The 20684-nt window shown below is 50.1% G+C and carries 14 protein-coding genes; 3 read left to right on the forward strand and 11 right to left on the reverse strand.

The features are described from left to right. Positions 1 to 98 precede the first annotated feature (98 nt). Positions 99 to 518, reverse strand: coding sequence for a hypothetical protein (locus tag ACKKE8_RS27275; protein WP_409175761.1), 420 nt, complete (start codon positions 516 to 518; stop codon positions 99 to 101). Positions 519 to 736: 218 nt separating this feature from the next. Between ACKKE8_RS27275 and ACKKE8_RS27280 the strand changes: the two genes are divergently transcribed. After that, complete coding sequence (locus ACKKE8_RS27280) at positions 737 to 1480, forward strand: ABC transporter ATP-binding protein (protein WP_409175762.1); 744 nt, start codon at positions 737 to 739, stop codon at positions 1478 to 1480. Next, complete coding sequence (locus tag ACKKE8_RS27285) at positions 1477 to 2616, forward strand: ABC transporter permease (RefSeq protein WP_409175763.1); 1140 nt, start codon at positions 1477 to 1479, stop codon at positions 2614 to 2616. Before ACKKE8_RS27280 ends, ACKKE8_RS27285 begins: the two co-directional genes overlap by 4 nt. Before the next feature lie 324 nt (positions 2617 to 2940). On the opposite strand, the gene ACKKE8_RS27290 is transcribed toward ACKKE8_RS27285, so the two are convergent. Both ACKKE8_RS27290 and ACKKE8_RS27295 read right to left on the reverse strand, forming a co-directional pair. Then, positions 2941 to 4665: a methyl-accepting chemotaxis protein gene (locus tag ACKKE8_RS27290; RefSeq protein WP_409175764.1), complete on the reverse strand. Its 1725-nt coding sequence runs from the start codon at positions 4663 to 4665 to the stop codon at positions 2941 to 2943. A gap of 210 nt (positions 4666 to 4875) precedes the next feature. Then, positions 4876 to 5640, reverse strand: a complete 765-nt coding sequence (locus tag ACKKE8_RS27295; RefSeq protein ID WP_409175765.1) for a class I SAM-dependent methyltransferase — start codon at positions 5638 to 5640, stop codon at positions 4876 to 4878. 315 nt (positions 5641 to 5955) lie between these two features. On the opposite strand from ACKKE8_RS27295, the gene ACKKE8_RS27300 reads away from it, so the two are divergent. Next, positions 5956 to 8106 carry a multicopper oxidase family protein gene (locus ACKKE8_RS27300; protein ID WP_409175766.1) on the forward strand — a complete coding sequence of 717 codons (2151 nt, stop codon included), beginning with the start codon at positions 5956 to 5958 and terminating at the stop codon, positions 8104 to 8106. Between the two features lie 36 nt (positions 8107 to 8142). Here the strand turns inward: ACKKE8_RS27300 and ACKKE8_RS27305 are convergent, their stop codons facing one another. From ACKKE8_RS27305 to ACKKE8_RS27340, 8 genes are read right to left on the reverse strand one after another with little or no spacing between them, the layout of a single operon-like run. Beyond that, positions 8143 to 10992, reverse strand: a complete 2850-nt coding sequence (locus tag ACKKE8_RS27305; RefSeq protein ID WP_409175767.1) for a VWA domain-containing protein — start codon at positions 10990 to 10992, stop codon at positions 8143 to 8145. After that, positions 10982 to 12856: a vWA domain-containing protein gene (locus ACKKE8_RS27310; RefSeq protein WP_409175768.1), complete on the reverse strand. Its 1875-nt coding sequence runs from the start codon at positions 12854 to 12856 to the stop codon at positions 10982 to 10984. The genes ACKKE8_RS27305 and ACKKE8_RS27310 overlap by 11 nt, the downstream gene beginning before the upstream one ends. A 16-nt stretch (positions 12857 to 12872) precedes the next feature. Then, positions 12873 to 13754 (reverse strand): DUF58 domain-containing protein, encoded by an 882-nt coding sequence (locus ACKKE8_RS27315; protein ID WP_409175769.1) that lies wholly within the window; start codon positions 13752 to 13754, stop codon positions 12873 to 12875. Continuing rightward, positions 13751 to 14734: an AAA family ATPase gene (locus ACKKE8_RS27320; protein ID WP_409175770.1), complete on the reverse strand. Its 984-nt coding sequence runs from the start codon at positions 14732 to 14734 to the stop codon at positions 13751 to 13753. Before ACKKE8_RS27320 ends, ACKKE8_RS27315 begins: the two co-directional genes overlap by 4 nt. A gap of 30 nt (positions 14735 to 14764) precedes the next feature. Continuing rightward, positions 14765 to 16498: a hypothetical protein gene (locus tag ACKKE8_RS27325; protein ID WP_409175771.1), complete on the reverse strand. Its 1734-nt coding sequence runs from the start codon at positions 16496 to 16498 to the stop codon at positions 14765 to 14767. 3 nt (positions 16499 to 16501) lie between these two features. Continuing rightward, positions 16502 to 17362 carry an ABC transporter permease gene (locus ACKKE8_RS27330; RefSeq protein ID WP_409175772.1) on the reverse strand — a complete coding sequence of 287 codons (861 nt, stop codon included), beginning with the start codon at positions 17360 to 17362 and terminating at the stop codon, positions 16502 to 16504. Next, complete coding sequence (locus ACKKE8_RS27335; RefSeq protein WP_409175773.1) at positions 17359 to 18285, reverse strand: ABC transporter ATP-binding protein; 927 nt, start codon at positions 18283 to 18285, stop codon at positions 17359 to 17361. Before ACKKE8_RS27335 ends, ACKKE8_RS27330 begins: the two co-directional genes overlap by 4 nt. Further along, complete coding sequence (locus tag ACKKE8_RS27340) at positions 18282 to 20657, reverse strand: hypothetical protein (RefSeq protein WP_409175774.1); 2376 nt, start codon at positions 20655 to 20657, stop codon at positions 18282 to 18284. Before ACKKE8_RS27340 ends, ACKKE8_RS27335 begins: the two co-directional genes overlap by 4 nt. Positions 20658 to 20684: the final 27 nt, after the last annotated feature.

The raw sequence follows: 20684 nt of genomic DNA on the forward strand, positions 1-20684 counted from the left end.
CTCTTTCTATAATCTGCCCTCCAAGTATAGAAAGAAGTTACGGTAGAAAAATGGAAAGCGTATTACACAACTTTTCCACATTCTAAACATATTATGCGCTACATAAAAAATCGGGTAAAAAAAGAGGAGAGAACGGAGGCGATGACAGGACCTAAAACTGCCCAAACCTGTAAAAAGCGTTCTTGTTTCCTGTCTTTTTCTACTTCCATGAACTGAGCGAGTGCTTCCTTGTCCCGATTTTCGTTAGTCAGTAATTGCAGGATAATATCTTTGTCTTTTTCCGTCTTCTCTGCTTTCGTTTCTAACTCAGTCTGTAGCTTGTTCAAAACTTGCAGTACATCATAACGCACATCCTCCATGCGTCCCAATCGATGTTCAATTCGTTCCAACCACTTCGTGACTATTATCATTTGTCCCTCAAGCTGATCGATTCGTTCTTCGAATTTGTCTAATTTCAAATAGATACGTTGTATATGCTGATCTATATCTTTCTGATACTCATAAGGTCCTGCTGTCATAGATTCCACCTCCCCCGTCCGTCCTTTATACTACTTGTTTATGTGGCGGAGAGGAGCATTGCCTGTACGGTTATCCCTCTTTGTTCAGTCTCGTGTAAAAAAAGGCGGCAAACAAATGTATTTCCAAATCCTGAAATCAGCTAAAATAGATGGAAGACTATCTAGCATTTCTCTCAAATAAACGGGGACATGGCCGTTTATTCATAAAGGAGGATACCATGACAACCTTGTTGGAGGTAAAAGGGGTAACGGGTGGGTACTCTTACAACCACGCTGTAATCAAAGACGTCTCCTTTCACATACGCGAAAAAGAAATTGTGGCCCTAATCGGGCTGAATGGCGCAGGCAAAAGCACGACAATCAAGCATATTTTAGGACTCTTGGAACCAATCGCGGGTGAAATCAGCATTGCGGGGAAGACCTTTCAATCAGACCCCGAAAACTATCGTTTGTCTTACGGGTATATCCCCGAGTCTCCCATTTATTACGAAGAGCTTACGTTGTGGGAGCATATTGAGTTAATGGCGATGAGTCATGGGCTGGACCGGGAAGTTTTTTATGAACGAGCACGTCCCCTCTTAAAAGAATTCCGTATGGAAGAAATGAAAGACCGATTTCCCCAGCAGTTTTCCAAAGGCATGAGACAAAAGCTCATGATCATGATGGCGTTACTCGTACAACCGCCTCTGTATATCGTGGATGAACCGATCTTGGGTCTGGACCCTCTGGGGATTCGTTCTCTGCTCACGTGGTTGAACCGTTGCAAGGAGCAAGGGGCTGGTATTCTGATGTCCACACATATTTTGGCCACCGCCGAAAAGCATTGTGACCGATTCATCATTTTGCACAAAGGCGAGATTAGAGCCCAAGGAACATTAGAGGAGCTTCGGCGTATTACAGGGCTCCCAGATAGCTCCTTGGACGACATATACTTGCATATCGTAGAGGATGACGGCCAGTGAAAATAGACGTAGATCAATTATTTCACAAACGGTTCCATGCCTTTTCCGTAGAATTCATTCGGTATGCCCAGTACATGGCGAATGGCGGTTTGGCGTTCGTCGGGATCTTTTTAATGGGGTTGCTCGCCTTCTACTATCGCAGCATCATCGCGATGATTCCAGCCTGGTTCCCTTTGCCGTATGCCATGGCTCTCGTGATTGCTATTGTCGTTGTGAGAAGCCCCCTACGCACGTTTTTGCTAGAAGCGGATTTGCTTTTTTTGACTCCGCACGAAGTAAGGCTGGATCGCTATTTCCGGAAGGCGCTCGTCTACAATTTTGCCATTCAGAGCATGGTGGTGTTTATCGTTCTGCTCCTGCTCATGCCTATGTATACAGAGGTCGTAGGCGCACAAGGCTTGCAGCTGTGGGTATATTGGTGCATTCCCCTGCTCTTGAAGGGCTGGAATATTTACAGCAGTTGGACGTTCTTACGTTTGCCAGATCAGAAAAAGATCGGGTTCTATACGCTCGCTCGATTTGTCTTTTCGTACATCCTCCTCGCTTGGGTATTGAGTGAAGGACAATTCTTGCGCTTGGGTATGATCCCATTTGGTGTTCTCATCTGCGCTGCGCTCTTGATCTGGCTCCATTCGCGAATGTTGACCTATAAGAAAAAACATTCCATACAATGGTATCGCCTGCTGGCCATCGAAAGCGGCTTGCGTCACCGTTTTTATCAGTTCGTGAACAACTTCAGGGATGTCCCTGCCATGCAGCATCAGGTGAAGTCACGCTCGTGGCTCATTACCCTGACGAAGCTGCTGCCTTACCGTCAATCAGCAGCAGGACGTCATTTGTTTACCAAAAAGTTTATTCGCTCTGGTGACTTTGCGGGCATTTATTTCAGACTCATCCTGCTGTCAGGCTTCGTCGTTCTCATATTGCCCGGCCCATATGCAAAAACCATTGCTGGCCTGCTCTTTCTCTTTATGACAGCCAGCCAAATCGGCAGCCTCTGGCGGCATCAGCAAAAGCGCAATGGATATTCGATCTTTCCGATTCGAGATATGCAGTTGAAACAGTCATTTAGCTGGCTGCGTATGGTGCTACTAGGGGTACACGGTTTAGTGCTATTCCTCATTGGAATTTTGTAGTATAAAGCTTTCTGTTACATGAAAAGCCGCGTGGAAGAAGCGCATTTCCAGTCCAAGCGCCTCTGGAGCCCTACAAAGCGGAGGGCTGAATGGAGGGAGTGCTTTTAGCTTCAACTCTGCAAACTCCTCATCGAAACCGCTACTTTTGAAGCGGCTCCCGCCATTCAGACCGGAGCGCACAGTCTTCCCTCCTTGCGGGGCGGAGGCCGAAGCGTAGACTGGAAATGCGCTTCTTCCTCCACTACAGCCACAAAAAAACAGCTCTTCTCGGCATCATCCTGCCAGTAGAAGAGCTGTTTTTCATTTATAGATAAAGTAATTTATCTACAGTCGGAACGTATCCACCTTGCTGCGCAACTCCTGAATGCTGTCTGTCACCAGCTCCGTTTCAGACACGAACTGATCAACGTTTCCACTCACCTCATGCATCGTAGCAGATACTTCTTCGGTAGCTGCTGCTGTTTGTTCCGAGATGGCAGTAACTGTCAACACGGATTCATTCACCTTGTTCTGACCTTGCTTCATCGTCTCTACACTTGCCATGACATTCGCAAGCGACGTCTTCAAGGTATGCGTCATGTCAGACAGAGCCGTAATGCCTTGTGTAACGGAATCCAAACGCTCTGTACCCGCGTTGTAGCGATCCAGCGTCGCATTTGTCTTTTCCGTAGCTTGTCTTACCTGATCTTGAATGTCTTTGATGCTCTCCTGAATGACGTGGGTTGCCGCACCTGTCTGTTCAGCCAGCTTGCGAACTTCTCCCGCTACCACAGCGAAGCCTCTGCCCGCTTCGCCAGCACGCGCACTCTCGATGGCTGCATTCAATGCCAACAGATTGGTTTGTCCGGCGATTTGCTGAATCGTTTCAATCACGTCGTTAATTCGGCTCGATTTTTCTTCGAGAATCGCCATTGTATTTTGCACTTCATGAAATTGTTTGTTCGTCTCTGTTCCATCTGCCAAAAACTCTTGCAATACTTTGTAGCTGCTCTCTCCGATATCGGACACCTGGTTGGATACTGCATCCATCTCGTCAATCGCCGTATTCAACTCAGACAGCTCGCTCAGGAATTCTTGAACCGTTTGCACCGTCATCTCCATCGCCGTTGCTGTCTGCTCATTCCCCTGCGCAATCTCTTGGCTGGTAACCACGATATTTTTGTTTTGCTCACGAACAGAGTTGGCACCTTCCCGAATGGAATTCGCCATGCTGTCGATATGCTCGGTTGTCTCTTTTACTCCGCCAATGATTTGACGCAGCCGTGACGTCATCTCACCAAAAGCAACGACAATTCGGCCAATCTCGTCTTTTTTGTTGGAAACAGAAATCTCTGTAGACGTGAGATCACCAGAAGCAATGCGCATAGACGCCTCTTGTACAACTTGCAGTGGACGCAGCATCTTCTTGATCAAAAAGAATACAGCAACCAAAGCAATAATCGTTACGAAGATCATAGCGAGAATGATGCGTGGCATGGTTTCATCCAGAACCTGATCATTAATCAGTTCAACTTTATCTGCCGCAGTATCTACACCTAGCACCGCAATTACTTGACCAGATGGATCTTCTATCGGTGCGAATGCACTTAAGTAGTCCCCGAACACAGGGTCTTTAACGATTGGCGTACTGTTCGATCCGCCTTCCAGAGCAGGAGCGATATCAGCCATGCCAGTAGAGGTCGTCTCTTGACCGATTGTAGATGCTCCCTCTGCTCCTTTCGCCGTTCCATCCACCATAATCTTTACCTTTTCACCGTCTGCATGAAGAATATAAATATAAAGGGCACCTGTTTTTTCGGTGTACTCAAGCAACGTATTTCGGATAGACCAGTAGTCGTCAGATTCTTGTGGCTGAGATATAAATTTCGCTATCTTCTCTGAGTCAAGCCCTTGTGAAATATGCAATGCTGTGTTGATGCTTGAGCGCGAGAGTGTCTTTTCAACAGTAGCTACGCTGTTTTCGTAAATCATGATAATATTGATTGCCATCATGACGGCAATGATCACCGCTACCAGAGCAACGACCCGTGTTGCCAAGCTCTTACTCATCCTGTTTCACTTCTCCTTCGCCGGTTGCGATATGTGTACTGCGGACCACCCACCTGGGAGCAGACGCATTATTGCGGGAGGTTATGCCTTTTCGTAAAAGGATCAGCATTGCTGTTCTCACACGGTGCTACTCGATAAAAAAAGCACCCAAAAAGGGTGCTTTTCCTAAACACTCCCTACCAGTCTTATCGACAATCGGTAGTGATTTAATTAGGACTTTTGTTGGGCAATCATGAGAAAACGATGGGTAGGAATATCGATGTACCCAACCGCTTCGAATTTCTTTTGCAGATCGAGCAAGGCATCGGCATACTTTTCTACAGTAAAGTCGCGAATCTGCCATTCGATAGCCTTCAAGTAGTAAACAATGGCACCGATGTCGTAAAAACGCGAAAAGCTCATTTCCTCTCTTTGCTCCACAATCGTAAGACCGGCTTCCTCCAGTTCGTTCACTGCATAGGCCAGATTCCAGTGCAAGTAATCTGGCGGAATTGGAGCGCCCAGCAATCGATTCAGGTCGAGATTGTCTTGACCGCCTACTTGCTGAGTAACAAATGTGCCCCCTGGCTTCAACAGGCGCTTCATTTCAGACGGCAAATAAGCTTCATGTCGATTGATAATCAGGTCGAGTGACTGATCCAGAAAAGGCAATATTTCTTCCCCGTCTACCGGAAACACACGAACACCCAAGGGCTCTAAATTGGCTTTTGCCACCGCTACATTCGGCTCATAGCCTTCTGTCGCATACGTCTCCACAGGGAACGGCGCAAGCGTAGAAAACAGTTCTCCACCACCTGTTCCCATTTCCAGCATAGAGCGGATTCCGTGCATGTGCTTTTTCACGATGTTTACATAGTTCCAGCCAAGTGGTGCATCCTGCATCCTGCCTGTCGCAGTCAATCTGGCAAAATCCCACCCAGCGAATGGTGCCTCCACTTCCTCTTGAAAGCTCTTGATCCAATCCTTATTTTCCATGTCTGCTTCTCCTCTCGTTTATCCAGTCTGTTCGCGTCCAAACCAACGAGGCAGGAGGAGCTCGAGAGCGTTGTTACGTTTGTACAAAATCAAAGGACATGAGAAAAGTCCCCTTCCTAATATTTTGATAATCCAAAAAAGAATACCAAAATTGTAACGTATATCCTGTAAATAGATCTAGTGTACTTCTCCGATATATAGATCAAGTGTACTTCTCCGACTTAAGGCGGAGTGAAAATACTGCCTCGGTACGTTTGGTCCTCAGCCGTTTCTCTATATCATTAGTATCGAACTAGTAAACAGGAGGAACTGATCATGGCTGATTTTGAAGTGCTTGCCGGGATTCATCAAGGATTGTTTCTGGTCCTTCTCATCGTCATGCTGGTCCCGACAATCATGGCAAACCAGCTCGTTTTCCGTCCGACGAAACGGGCTTTCATAAGCAGTGCTCGCATTACTTTATGTTTTTCATGGTCGGCCCTTTTTGTATTTGCGGGGCATTTGGTAATGACGTGGGTTTTGTTTGAATCCTTTGGTTGGCTTTACATAAAGGATAAGCTGCTTGGCTTTTTACCTTTTATTTTTGTTCCATTGCTCTTTTGCCTTCTCTCTACTTTTCCACGATTGTGGGAGTTGACCGTGAAAGGCGGCAGAGAGTCAATGCAATCACAAGTAGATACGGATTATACCCGCATTTTGTTACAAGAGAAAAGTGTTAGACCTGCAAAAGCAAGCTCACCGGATCTAGACGACGTATTAGATGCAGAGTGGCGAGGAGACGCATCTTGCCCTGAATTGCTCGTTCCGCTGCAAGCTAGCGTCTTGGGTTGTCTGATTGCACTTTTCCTTCAAGTCTTTTTTCCGGCTGTTACGCTGGAACCGTCCATTTTGTTTCTCGCTTGGGGCGTATTATTAGCCGGGGTCTCCCTGCTCTGGATTCAGCAATCGTGGAAGCATCAATACCACTCCACTGCGGAAAATTGGGTAAAACCACGCCGCCTGCACCGCTTTATCCGTTTTTCCACATTTCTCCTGATGACTGCTTTACTTGCGACGATCTGGGGAAATCAAGCGATGATAGCGAGTCGCCTTCCCGATCATTCACCTTTGGGAGGTCAGAATCAGGACGATCACGCTCTCCCCGATTTCGTTTTCCCTGTAAAGGCAAGTGCCCATTCGATGCCTTCCACAGGGAAACTTAGAAGTGTTGATGGACCAACAGAATTCAAACAAGAAACCCCTGATCGAACGTTTTCGCTGAATGCACAGAAAACAACCATCCGTCAAGCATCAGGCAAAACCGTAGAAGCATGGACCTTGAATGGTCAATATCCCGGACCTGAGCTGCGTATGAAGCAAGGTGAGCTCGTCGAAATCATCCTTCTGAACAAGGATATTTCCGAAGGGATAGACATCCACTGGCATGGCATGCAGACTCCCGCTAGCTATGATCGCATTTCAAAAGGACAACAATCTGTTTATCGTTTTCGCGCAGAACAAACAGGAACGTATTGGTATCATTCTCATCAGCAAATTCCTGAGCAAGTAGTGAACGGACTGTTCGGCGCCCTTGTGATCGAGCCAGCCGAGGCTACGACTACAGGTGCACCTATCCGCGACATCGCCATGATTCATCACAAGGACGAGAAGGCAGGCCCGATGTTAAACGGCTCACATACACGAAAAATCGAAACAGTTACTCCTGGCACAACGGTTCGCCTTCGCTTTATAAACGCCGAAAATGCTCCTGTCACCTATTTGCTGCAAGGAACTCCTTTTCAGGTAGTAGCGATTGATGGAACCGAAGTAAACGAACCGAATTTGATTGCCAATCAAGCCTTGCAGCCGGGTGCAGGCGGTCGATACGACATTCAGTTTACGATGCCTAATCGTCCCGTGCTATTTGCTCCAGCTGCAAACCAGCATGACAAAGGGCTGCTCTTACGTCCAGACGGGTCCGAAGACGCTGTGCCCTTCTTAGATGCAGAGCTTTCTGTCTTTGACCCTGCACGTTACGGCAGTCCGATTGCGCTTCCTTTTGATCTCTCTTCCCATTTTGATCGGGAATATCAACTGCTCATTGATGGTCAGTATGGATTTTATAACGGTCAATTCGAGCGTTTGTCGACCGTAAATGGCGACTTGCTTCCTGAGACACGGATGATGATGGAAGAGGGGGATCTCATTAAGCTGACTTTCGTCAACCGCAGCTTTCAAGATCAATCGATATACCTGCACGGTCATCACATGCTCATAATGAGTCGGGACGGCAAAAAGGTTACAGGAAGTCCATGGTGGACGGACACTCTCCAGGTAGCGCCAGGTGAAACCTATGAAGTTGCTTTCCGCGCGAAAAATCCTGATGCATCACTGGAAGAGAGCCTGCCTAAAGGTGACACTGTTTTTGGTATCGAAATCCCGCTCGTGTATGAAGAGCATCTCCCAAAAGAAAACAGCAGTCCGTAGCGATTTTCGCCAGGCTGCTGTTTTCTTTTTTATCTGTTACTGAGACTTTTTCCGGTTCTTGGCCGCCAATAGTCTGTTTAGCGTTTCGTCAGGCTGCTTCTGTGTTTGCTTCTCCTGTTTCTCTTTTGCCTGCTCGTTCTTGACTGCTGCTGGCTTCACCTGATTTCCAGCCGTCCCTACCGGATGAATAAGGGGAGCAGATACGACTTTCTGGTCATCTATCCGCTCTTCGCGTGTCCGTCTTGTCGCAGAGCGCTTCTCGCCGAGGCGAGACAATACTGCCTGTTGTTCAGAATCGACAGACGTGGACTTGCGCCATCTCCATAGACTAGATAGCCTTGCCCACCATTGATCCGGCAACTGCAAGCGGCGAACGGCGATATCGATCGGCAGCAGCAAAGCCGCCAACATTAGCAACCACTCACTGATTGACTGTGTGTCCCATTTATCAGGAAGCGTGCCGCCAAAAGCTTCTTCCGGTTTGGTGATCTGATTCCCTCCACCGGCACTTAGCCATTCTTGAAGTTCCTTCTCCCCATCTGCATGAATTCCGTATTCGGGTGAATAGGAAACGGTCAATCCTGTCGTTTGGCTCGCCATGACTCGGCCTTGATTTTTTTGTGAGATCTGAATCATGTAAGTGCCCGGATCGGCTGTCTCGAATTCACCCTCCATGACGCCTGGCGCAACCGGCTTAAGCTTGATGACCTCTCGCTTCATCTCTTGATTGAGAACGATTGCCTCCATCTCTTGAGGCATGCTTCCACCAGCTGGCATCGCAACCCTCACATTGCCTTTTGCGCCGTTCACGCTCGTGCTCGTCTTCCAAGTGCCTTCTGTAATTTGTGGGAAAGTCCATGCCACGATTTCGTTCCACAGACGGCTGTTTCCTCCCCAAGCCACCCAGTCCGGTGACCACTTCCCTTCCAGATCACTCGTCCAAGCGACAGAACGCCCCAGACCGTACTGCCAACGGGTGAGAATCGGATCATCGTCAGCACTCATCAAGGATGATTCTGCTGTTTGCTTCGGTGTTGTTGCTATATACGCTCGCACCGGAGGCAATGACTGCTTCAGCGTCGGCCATGCTCCTGCTCCCGTATAGCCTGGAACTTGGGGCTTCTCCACAATAAACGTGCGACTGGCTAACGCTGTTTCTTTACTGAATATTTTCGGGATGGATTCAGCATCGTTGGCAAAGTAATATCTGCCTTTTCCTAACTCGGCAATCATCTCCAGCAGCGATCTATCCGAATCATCACCCAGCGCCACTGTTGAAACGGTAATATTTTCAGCCGTCATTTGTTGTAGCAGGCCCTCGTAATCATCGTTGAGCCCAGACTGCCCATCTGTCAGCAGGATAACGTGCTTACGCTGTGTGTTCATCGCCTTTACACGCTCGTAGCCCAGCTGTAGCGCAGGGAAAATATCCGTCCCGCCATCCGCTTGGATTCTGCTGATCTGCTGTTGGATTTCGTCCAGCTTCGTAACGGACTGTGGAGCTACTACATCCCATGGCGTATCGTCAAAGGCGATCACCCCGATGTAGTCCTGTGCATTCATCATGGTTGTCGCCCGGATTGCCGCTTCCCTTGCCAGTGCCATCTTATCCGCACCTCTGGCATCGGCACTCATACTGCCCGATTTGTCGATGACCAGTTGGAGCCCGAGCGTAGGGAGCTGTTCCTTCCCTTTTAAATCCATGTGAACAGGTAATGCCTCTTCGATTGGTGTCTGGAACCAGCCACCCATGCCGAAGCTGTCTTTACCGCCTGTCATGATCAAACCAATGCCCAAATCACGTACAGCGGTCCGCATGCGTTCCATATCCGCATCAGTCATGCTGGTGGCGGGCACATCTGCCAGTACAATGGAGGCAAATTGCTTGTAGCCCTCAAGCTCCTTTGGCAGCAGTGCGAGATCACGCAGCTCCACCTTGATATTGCCTGCTTCTAGCGCTTGAATGAGGTTACTGGCGGCACCTGGATGCCCTTCAGCTACGAGTACGACTGGTGCCCCGGCTACCTGTGTATAGGCTGTAGCCTGATTGTTTGCCGCTACGGTATCTTGTTGCGGCTCGATTTCCACGCGATAGCGATGGAAACCCTGCTGCATTGCTTTTTGCGAAAAAACGAAGCGGTTGTTGCCCTTGCCGATCTGTACCGTTTGCTGGCCCGCCTCGCGATTGCCCTCATACAGGCGTAGGATTGCCTCGGTTGCTATCGTACTCTCCACATCAACGGTGATGCCGTATTCCTCTCCCGCATACAGTCTTTGCGGTACCTGTACAGATGTAAGAACAACCTCATCCCCATGTGGCTGCTGCAAGGAAACAGCCTCTACAGCGATTCCTCGCTCCCTTGCCAGTCTCGTCTGCCGCGCCGCATCTCCGTTTGTTTCCAGACCATCTGTCAGCAAGACAACTTTTCCTCTGGCATTGGTAGGGATCATGGCAGACGCCAATCGGATTCCTTCTGCCAAATTGGTTGCATTCCGGTTGACATCCACGCCCAAGGGCTGTACCTCTTGCCGTATCGTCAACGGTTGATCGACCGCTGCCTCTGCACCTACTGCAATGACAGCATATTTATCCGCTGCTTGCTTTTGCCCGATGGCCTCGCGCAAAAAGGAGAGAACCCGCGGATCGTCCTTCATGGAAGCGGATCGATCTACAACAAACACAATCGTTTTCGCCTGAACAGGTGTCAGCAGCTGTGTCCCTGCCAACGCCAAAACCAGAAGGAGGAACAAGAGCGAGCGAATCGTTGCAATTGTCGCCTTTCTGCCGATCGGCATTTGCTTTTGATGTCGCCACCAGCTGATGATGACGTACGCAACGGGAAGCAATAGCAACAGGAATAGCGGCTGTATAAAGTTAATACCCACGCTGATACACCCTCCATTCCACCAATAACACCAAGAGAGCAAACGCCGCCAACCAGTAGGTCAACTCCTTCGTTCCCAATGCTCCTGTTGTGTCAGTCGCTGTTGCTTCCTCACTCTCCTTTTGTTCTTCGGCATTCTTCCGCGCAACGCTCACAGACTTTGGTGTAATATTCGATTCTTCCTCATTCATTTGGACAGTAAAATACGTACTTTTGGTCCCTGTATCTACCCCTTCGTCAAGACGATACAATCCGGTTAGCTCCGGTAGCTGCATCGTTTTCGACGTGGCGTTCTCCGCAAGAGACTCCTGGTGTCCATTCGGATACGTCAAGGTACGTGTTGTCGCTCCCGGTGAGAGTGGGATAGTCAAGACCTCTCCCGGATGTGCCGTGGGGATTGGGGCTGTTTGACCAGGAGACAGCCAGTTGACGACATTTTGCATGAAAATCGGAAAAGCAGGACGCAGCGGAAAGTCCGATGCATGTAAATCAAATCCGATGATCACCATTCGACGACCGTCTATGATCCCGGCTCTGACCAGATCGACATCGCCTGCGCGTACCAATGGCTTCATACCAGGCATCTCGTCCAATACGTATCCTTTGGCGATGTGCACATCCCGCCAATCTACGTGCTTGAGCAGCGGGTCATCCGGGGAAACTGGCCTTGGCTGTTGATCCAGTTCTTTTTCTCCAGCAAGCGGCAACCACTCTGTTTTCTTGTTTGGAGCAATCAACAAAATGTTTCCTTTTGGCAGCTGGTCTGGCACGACTCCGTCAAAAACCCACAGGTCACGTGCAGCCGCCGCAGCATCCGGTGCCTGCTGAATCGTTTCCACCTCAAGACTTCCGACTGTCTGCAATACTTGATGAAGGAAGCGGTTCCCCTCTGGCGAATACAACGCTGCTTTTCCTTTCCCTGTAGCGAATGGAACACTCCACATGACATTATCCTGGGAAAGTCCGTCCTGCTCTGGTTCGATGACTGCACGATAGACGCTAGACACCGCCAGCTTCTGAAACGAAAATGTCTGGGAGCTACCTGCCCCAATCGCAAAAGAATCCGTATCCAGCAGCTTGTCTTGCTCATCAAAAACAGTGACTTTTCCTTTTGCGGGCATACTGCCGTGATTGTCCACCCGCAGCAGTCCCTCTACCCCTTTTTCCGTAGGCTGGGTCACAAAAACACCGATTGCGGTATTCTCGCGGGTGCTCCCCATCTGCATGAACTGAAAGCTCCCGGAAAAAGCAGGGACTGAGCCTCCATCCAACTTGCGTTCCCCGCTTCCGTCTCCCATCCAAACTACTCCACTGCCTGGTTCATTCTCTGCAATAGCTCCCGCTAAAGACAACGCAGCGATTTGATCGGATGTCCCGGAAAAAGGCGCAAGCTTTTCGATAGCTTGCAAGAGCGGCTCTTTGTCTGCACTTTTGGAAACCAAAACATTCGGCTCACGCCCTGCCTCAATGAGGGTCATCGTCTGGCTGCTTCCCAGCTTCTCTACGAGTGCTTTTGCCTGTGAAACGGCTCGTTCAAGCCGCGTCTCGTTCCCTTCCTTCGCCATCATGCTCCCTGATGTATCCACGACCAAAATCGTATGGTCGGATGTGATTCCCTCAGTGGGCACGGCCGGTCGTATCAAAGCCAGCACGAGTAAGCAGGCAGCGAGCAGTTGCAGCAGCAACAGCAGGTTGCGCCGCAGCCTTTCCCACGGTTTCACCGCTTCCCAGTTTTGCATCGTGCGCTGCCACAGGAGTGTACTTGGTATGACACGATCCTCTACTTTTCGCTTGAGCAGGTAGAGGACGATGATGACCGGGATAATCAGCGCAAACCACAAGTTGCCCAAACCCATCCACTGCATGTTGTCTCTCTCCTCTCTAGCGAATCAAGCCGGCCTGACGAAAGACATGAAAGACAATCGATTCCAGCGATTGTTCCGCCTCTACTGACACGAAGGCGATCCCTCTTCCATAAGCAAACGCGGACAGTTCTTGTTGATAATCTCGCAAGCTCTTGTGGTACTCTTCCATCAAAAGGCTGGTTAGGGATACTTCTTTGGCCTGCCCGGTCTCAGAATCTATCAACCGCAGCTCTCCCGCATACTCGGGCGCAAGCTCTTCTTTGGAAAGCACTTGAACCAGCGTGACCTCTTGTCTGGCCGCCTGCAAATACGCGATGCCTTCCGTATAGCCTGATTCAAACAAAAAGTCCGACAACACGATGGATGTGCTAGCTTTGCCGCTGACAGCACCCGGCTGGCGCATTGCCGTTTGAATATCACCCGCTCCCCCTTCTTGCAGGGAAGATAGGAAGCTGAGCAAGCGATGTGCCTGACTCTTTCCTTGCAGCCCGGTAAGTGCGGCCGTAATGCGGCTGTCAAATGCATAGACCGACACATGATCGAGATGGCACAGGGACAAATAGCCAAGAGCCGCGGCAATCTCGACAGCTCGGGCCATTTTGTTCGGTTGCCCGTAACTCATCGAACGACTGCAATCAATATACAAGTTCACATGAAGCTCTGTTTCATCCAAGTACTTTTTCAAAAACAGCTTGCCTGAACGGGCATAGGCATTCCAATCGAGCTGCCGCAAATCATCGCCAGGAACATACGACCGAAAGTCTGCGAACTCCATGGAGCTGCCCAACTGTCTCGCCCTTCGCTTTCCTGCCTGGCTGCCGCTGACCGCTTTGCGACTAGCCATCTGCATTCGCTCCAGTCTGGCGAGCCATGACGGATCAAGCAGGTGTTGATTCATACCTTCTGCGTCCCCAGTTCGTCCAAAATATCCATAATGACGCGGTCTGGTCGGATTCCGTTTGCCTCTCCTTCAAAATTGAGGAAAATACGGTGGCGCAACGCTGGCAGAGCAACTGCTGTCACGTCCTCGTACGCCAGATTGTATCGGCCAGCCAATAACGCACGTACCTTTGCCAAGGAGACAATCGCCTGCACGCCACGCGGACCTGCGCCGTTGCGCACATATTTATTCACCGAAGCAATTGCCTGTTCCCCCGGATGTGTCGCTAAAAGCAGCTTCACGGCGTAATCCAGTACCGCATCGGCAACCAGCACTTCACGCGCTGCCTGTTGAATTTCAGCAATTTGCTCGGCTGAAGCCACTTTTTCCACGGTGATCACCTGGCTCGTGGTCGTTTGCCGCACGATCATTTTCAGTTCTTCTTCCGTTGGATACGGTACGTCGATCTTCAATAAAAAGCGGTCCATTTGCGCTTCTGGCAACGGGTATGTCCCTTCCTGCTCCAGCGGGTTCTGTGTCGCGAGAACGAAGAACGGCGCCGGCAGCGGACGAGTCGCACCGCCAGCTGAAACGGTTCGCTCCTGCATGGCCTCCAATAGGGCGCTTTGCGTCTTTGGCGTCGCCCGGTTGATTTCGTCAGCCAGCACGACATGAGCGAAGATCGGACCATGCTGGAACTGGAAGGACTGCTGTCCCTTCTCGTCGACCAACAGGATGTTCGTTCCAGTAATGTCTGTCGGCATCAGATCCGGTGTGAACTGAATCCGCTGAAACGACAGCTCGAAGGCTTGGGACAGTGTCCGAACAAGCAGCGTTTTGCCCAATCCGGGTACGCCTTCCAAAAGCGCATGTCCACCTGCAAAAACGGCCCACAGAAGTTGCTCGACCACATCTTTTTGTCCTACCAATACCTTTCCAATTTCCTGCCTGACAAGCTCTACTCGCTGCAAGCAATCCTCTAGCGTTTGCTGCGCCATCGCCGTGTCTCCTTCCTGTTGTTGGATGATCTAAGGCTCTATTTTGCTGAAATAATCCTTCACGATCTGTTGATAATCCCCGGGAATACTGCCCTTTTCCATACTCTCGCGGGCAAATTGCTCATATTGGCCATACACTTCCTCATACGGCAGCGTTCCACCGGAGGAGACTTGTGTGTTTCCGCTTTGCTGCGACTGGGAAGGTCCTGACCCGAGTGGGCCTCCGACTGTATCAACAGATCCGTTTTCTCCACCTATGCGATCTGCCGGGACGGTAACGAGCTCGTGTTTGCCTTTTCCTAACCCGGCCCCGCCGCCTTGACCGCTTCCTTGACCGCCATTTCCATTTCCATTTCCATTTCCATTTCCATTTCCATTGCCGTTGCCGTTGCCATTTCCGTTGCCATTCCCTTGCCCCGAGCCATTATTTCCATTCCCAGGCTGGTTTGCCGGGTTCGCCCCTTGATTTGGATTGGCACCTGTTCCCGGTGTTGCCGCGGTTGGCTGATTCCCTGGTGACCCCGCTGCTGGAGTCGCCTGTCCTGTTGCTGCCGTCCCTGCCCCAGCTCCACTCGCTCCAGCATTTCCTGCTTGTGCGCCTGCACTGGCAAGTGTCATTTGCGACTGATTGAGCGAAGCAGCGGCATGTATAGCTGCGAGCATGGCTTGCTGAGATTGCTGGATGCCCGTCATGGCTTGCATCAAGCTGTTCTCGAGCGCAGTCATCGCTTGAGGCACTTGTCCTTGGGCGGTTTGCTGGGCTGCCTCCGCCAGTTGTTTGGCGATATCCTCCAGCTCCTTCGAGTCGGCAGACTCTGCCTCTTTTTTCAATTGCTCTGCTGCACTTGCGAGTTCGCGGGCGATCTCTTCCCGCTCTTTTTGCGGCATGCTTTCCATGGCTTTTGCCATTTGTGCCAGGGCCTCGGTCATCGCTTGTCGATCTTTTGCTTCCATCGCGCCAGCCACGGCTTTTGTCCCTTCTTGATTACCCAAGCTGCGCTGGAGTGCTTGCAGCGCTTTTTCTTTGCGCTGCTCTGCATCTCTGACCTTCTCCAATTGTTTTTCCGCAGCCCGCAGTGCATTTTGCCGTTCTGCCGGGTCGTCTGCTTTCGCCAGAGCCTTTTTTGTCTGCTCCAGCATTTCCTCCAGCTGCTTTTTCTGCGCGTCGGTTAAGCCTGTATTCTTTTTCACATCTTGCTTGATTGCCTCTACTTCTTCCTCGACCTGCGCGATTGCTTTCTTTTCCTCCGCCATCTGGGCCAGTCGCAAGTCTTGAGGATTCGGCCAAAGAAACAGCACCAGGCACACCATTAATAAGCTGCTTGTGGCATACACCTTTCTTTGAACCAGCGACCAGATGCGGACGCTCTCTACGATTTGCGGCAAATTTTTTCGCAGATGCTGCAGGGCGTCTTCCCTCTGCATACCCGCTACCATCGACTGATTCTCTTGATTCTCCCATGCTGTGACGACTCGCTGAGCCAGACCATTACCGTCTGCCACGTGCGCACATTGGAGCCAGGTAGGGCGCATCCAAAGCGCACGCACCAGACCTGTAATGACAACAAGTACTGGCAGCACGATCGCGATCCATTGGTAAAACGGAATCGGCCAAATGCGGGCAAGGAGGAGGAGCACCAGACTCGCCACCATTCCCCACAAACCATAGACCGTTAGCTGCTGTATCCATACACGCAAGCCCAGTTGCTTTCGAATGGGCGCAAGCAGTGACTTCAGCTCGTCGTTCGATTTAGCGGTAAACATGGCTTATTGCTCCTCTTTTACTTTGCGAAATCTCGGTTTCACTGGCTGAATGAGATAGATGGAGAGTAAAAGGCAGAGCAGGGTAATGATCCCGAAAAACAGGCAGTAAACCGCGTACGGATCTACATTCCCAATCCTGATCTGTGGCCCCTCTTCAAAAATGTTTAACATCGCAAACAATGGGTTGAGATTATGCAGGAGATCTGGCCAGTCCGGCATCGTCGCGGAGGACATACCACCCGACCGGCGCTGGTACCGAATGAACTCTTTGATAATTTCCGCCAGTATGCTCGATCCAATCGCATATCCGAACACCACGGCATAAGTGACGACCGTCGCGATACCTGTCCGTTTGATCAGCGTGGACATGAGCACACCAATACTGCCGATACCAAACATCGTAATAACGTAAAAGCCAAACACCTTGATCACTTGTGCAGGTGAAATTCCTCCATACAAAAAGACGATGGCATAGAGCGGGATGGTCGCAATGACCAGGAAGGTCATGAAGCTAAGCGACGCCAGCCATTTACCTAAAATCAATCGTGTGGCGCTGACATTCGTGGTCAACAGTACACTCAACGTCTGGCGTTCGCGCTCACCAGAAATCACACCTGAGGTTAGTCCCGGCACGACGAAGCAGATCATCCCGAGCTGAAACACAGACAGCATCATGAATAGCTCACGTGTATCATTCGGGTTGTAATAGCTGCCGCCGTTTGTCATAAAGAAAATCAGCGTGAGCGTCATTGCGCCCAAAACAAGCAAATAGAGCAGGATGATCCACGGTGACCGATTGGTCCGCATCCGCATTTTCCATTCATTAAACAAGACAGGGTTGCGAAATCGTCTCAAGTCGCTCATGAGCCCACCCCTTTCGTAATTTCCAGGAAGATTTCTTCCAAATCACCAACTGCCTCATTAAAAGCGGCAACAGGATAGCCTGACACCGCAAGCTCCCGCAGCAGCTCAACCTGTTCTTCGTCATTGCCTGAAAAGCCTGCTACGACCCAGTTCCCTTCGCGTGTCACCCTAGTAATGACAGGCATCTCACTCAAGCGCGTCATTGCTTCATCAACCCGATCCAACAGGCGGATGCGCAATACCCGCTGTTCTTGCATTTTCGAGTAAATCTCATCGACTCGTCCAAAGGCAACCAGATTGCCTTCCTCCACAATCCCGATGACGTCGCACATCTCCGCTAGCTCAGGCAATATGTGGGAGCTAATGATAATCGTCTTGCCCATGTCCCGCAGTTCCTTCAAAATCTCCCGCAGCTCGATGCGTGCACGCGGGTCCAAACCAGAAGCCGGTTCGTCCAAAATGAGCACTTCCGGATTGTGAACCAGCGAGCGGGCCAGTCCGAGGCGCTGCTTCATCCCCCGCGACAACGAGTCGACGTAGGCATCCCGCTTGTGCGTGAGATTCACCAGCTCTAATAACTGCGGAATGATTTGTTTTCGTTCAGCTGCCGGAATATCGTAGTTCGCGCCGTAAAAATCGAGGTACTCTTCTGCTGTCAAATTGTCGTAGACACCAAAAAAGTCTGGCATGTAGCCGATCAGCTTGCGCACTTCCTTTGGATGCTTGGTCACTTCATAGCCGCCTACATATGCTTTCCCACTGGTCGGCTCCAATAAAGTCGCCAAAATGGACATCGTCGTCGATTTTCCTGCCCCGTTCGGACCGACGAAACCAAAAACGGTACCCTTTTCAATTTCGAGCGAAAGCCCTTTTAACGCTTCCATTTTGCCGTAGCGCTTGCGCAAATTTTGGATCTGGATCATTTCTTGCTCACCTTCCCTTCCACACTGACACTTGGAACCCCAATGTGGCGATCATCCTCAAACTGGTGGGCAAATTTGATGCGTACAATGCCGTCGCCCGAAACGTAAGTAGTGGTCTTGTCGCTTGTCATGACGTTGTTCATGAATGCTTTTTCAAATGGTTCGAAAGCTTTTATCTTCCAGTTGTAAACCTCTTTTTCAAATGTCGTATTGTCCTCTGACCAGGTGTACAGATACAAATTGCTGATGGCAAGATCCTGTCCTTCCTGATTCAGATTGATGTCAAAGGTAATATCCCCGGCAGGGAGTCTAAAGCCATCTCCAAAGTCATCTACCGGAACTGAGCTGCCCGACATCGTCACATCAAATGATCCCGTCGGATAATAAATGTGTCCGTCCTTGGATGGATTCACTTGCAGTGTCGAAGTGACCATCGCAATGCTGCTGTTCTCCGTATTTTCGTTTTCTACGACAGCCTCTACAACTTGATCTTCGGTCCAGCCCACGAGTTTTACCACTTCAGACTGACCACCACGTCTGTCCATCATGTCCAGCATTTCCACGATGAGTTGCTCACGCGTTTGTCTTTCATAGCCATTCGATTGCATGTGCTGCGGCAGTGCATGCCCCGTATTCATCCGATGTTGGTTCCGCCTTGCTTGTTGTTGAGGTGCAAACGGCAAGTTCACTTCGATACTGCTGCCAGCCGCCAACTGTGGAAACTCTTGTACCTGCAGACCTGTCGAGATCGTCACATCTCGCAGCGAGTACTTCGTATGGTTCGTCACGGTTCCTTTCAGTGCACCGTTCTCATACGACAGGTTCGATTCTACCTTTCCTACGTCCGATAAGGATTGCTCCGTCGCAACCTTGCGCATCGACCAGAATTCTACATCTCGGAAATCAATATGGGTCTGATCTGGCTGCATGGAAATCCACGTTTTCGGAATTTGATCGATATAATCTCTTTCAGTGACGGGTTGGGTTATACCCTCTCCCTTTATAGTCAAACGATAGTCGTCATTACTCGGTACGAATAATGCCGTTACGCTCATCGCATTCGCCTGTCCGTTGTTTTGCAACTCAATATAACCTACCTGGTGCAGCTTTACACCCACACCCCGCTGGATGGCACCAATCGAGAAGATTCCGATTCCCGCCAACACCGAAATGGCAGGGACGATCACCCACATGTAGCTTTGCTTGCGGCCTCTCCGCAAAATATAGAAAAGAACTGGCCCTACAAGCAGGGCATAAATTCCGAAAAATACTGCAAACCAGCCAACCTCCGGAATTTTCAAGGATGGGACTCGATCAGCAGCATCCCGAAGCGGCCATATGTCGTCGATCATGCTCCTATTTGAAGCGTTGATGGAAGAACCAAAAGCCTTTACTAATGTATCTGCCCAAAAGCGGCTGTTTCCTGCCCAGCTGGCTACTGGTTCCGCCGCCAAATCATAAGCGACGTACAATACTTTTCCGGCTCCCACGTTATGTACAGCCATCAGCGGAATATTTCCTTCGCTGTACAGAACTTTCCCTGCCTTCAATGTCCCATTGCTTACAGTAAAGGGGGAAGTCAGTGCAATCGGATTGGTCTTATCCACTTTTAAACTAGAGACTGTCTGTACACTCGTCACTCCAGTCACTTCTACTGGCGACAAGTCAGCCAAAATGCCTCCGGCTTTCTTGTAGTGCGCTCCTCCGGCTAAAATGAGCATCCCGCCAGAATTCGTCCAATCCCGAATCGCTTTGATCTGCTGTTCATTCAATGAATCCAAAGCAAAATTATTGATAACGAGCATATTGATCATTTGGAGCTGAGTACCTGTCACAGGCATATTGTCTGCCTTCATCGTCAAGAGCTGGACAGGGTTATGAATGGAGCCTTTCGGCAGTACACCAAGGAAGTTAGCTGTGTCGGGGTTTTCTGCCAAAACACCGATCATCAGCGTATCTTCGCTGTATGAACTGCCTGTTATCGGGGTTTGCGCGATCATCTTGTCATTTTGCATCAAGGCCACAATAGAATTCCCATGCAGCTCTGAGCCAGGAACGAGAATCGTTACCTGCTTGGTCACTCCGCTTGCAATCGAAACCGGCTGATAATTGGCAACTGCGAAGCGACTGTCTCCCCTTTCCCCCGTGGCGACAAAAAGATCGCCTTCGATATCCGCTCCTCCATTTCTCACCGTGACCACAACGGGTACCATCCCCGTATCCCTGTACTTTCCTTCAATTCCGACTGTTACTCCCAGCTGAATGCTTCCCTCTGCCAAGGCTGTTCCCGTTAATCCTAAAGGAACACCTGCTACTAACAGGAGGAACGCACAGAAGGCCAGGAGCCACCGCTTACACTGCGCCGTTTTCATTCGTTCAAAACCTCCACGGACCATTCT

The sequence above is a fragment of the Brevibacillus fortis genome (assembly GCF_046196545.1).
GTDB lineage: Bacteria > Bacillota > Bacilli > Brevibacillales > Brevibacillaceae > Brevibacillus > Brevibacillus fortis_A.

What these genes read in the sequence shown, in the direction of transcription:
- ACKKE8_RS27275 (WP_409175761.1), bottom strand. Translation starts at nt 518, where the DNA reads ATGACAGCAGGACCTTATGAGTATCAGAAAGATATAGATCAGCATATA.
- ACKKE8_RS27335 (WP_409175773.1), bottom strand. Translation starts at nt 18,285, where the DNA reads ATGATCCAGATCCAAAATTTGCGCAAGCGCTACGGCAAAATGGAAGCG.
- ACKKE8_RS27280 (WP_409175762.1), top strand. Translation starts at nt 737, where the DNA reads ATGACAACCTTGTTGGAGGTAAAAGGGGTAACGGGTGGGTACTCTTAC.
- ACKKE8_RS27300 (WP_409175766.1), top strand. Translation starts at nt 5,956, where the DNA reads ATGGCTGATTTTGAAGTGCTTGCCGGGATTCATCAAGGATTGTTTCTG.
- ACKKE8_RS27315 (WP_409175769.1), bottom strand. Translation starts at nt 13,754, where the DNA reads ATGAATCAACACCTGCTTGATCCGTCATGGCTCGCCAGACTGGAGCGA.
- ACKKE8_RS27340 (WP_409175774.1), bottom strand. Translation starts at nt 20,657, where the DNA reads ATGAAAACGGCGCAGTGTAAGCGGTGGCTCCTGGCCTTCTGTGCGTTC.
- ACKKE8_RS27325 (WP_409175771.1), bottom strand. Translation starts at nt 16,498, where the DNA reads ATGTTTACCGCTAAATCGAACGACGAGCTGAAGTCACTGCTTGCGCCC.
- ACKKE8_RS27310 (WP_409175768.1), bottom strand. Translation starts at nt 12,856, where the DNA reads ATGCAGTGGATGGGTTTGGGCAACTTGTGGTTTGCGCTGATTATCCCG.
- ACKKE8_RS27320 (WP_409175770.1), bottom strand. Translation starts at nt 14,734, where the DNA reads ATGGCGCAGCAAACGCTAGAGGATTGCTTGCAGCGAGTAGAGCTTGTC.
- ACKKE8_RS27290 (WP_409175764.1), bottom strand. Translation starts at nt 4,665, where the DNA reads ATGAGTAAGAGCTTGGCAACACGGGTCGTTGCTCTGGTAGCGGTGATC.
- ACKKE8_RS27330 (WP_409175772.1), bottom strand. Translation starts at nt 17,362, where the DNA reads ATGAGCGACTTGAGACGATTTCGCAACCCTGTCTTGTTTAATGAATGG.
- ACKKE8_RS27295 (WP_409175765.1), bottom strand. Translation starts at nt 5,640, where the DNA reads ATGGAAAATAAGGATTGGATCAAGAGCTTTCAAGAGGAAGTGGAGGCA.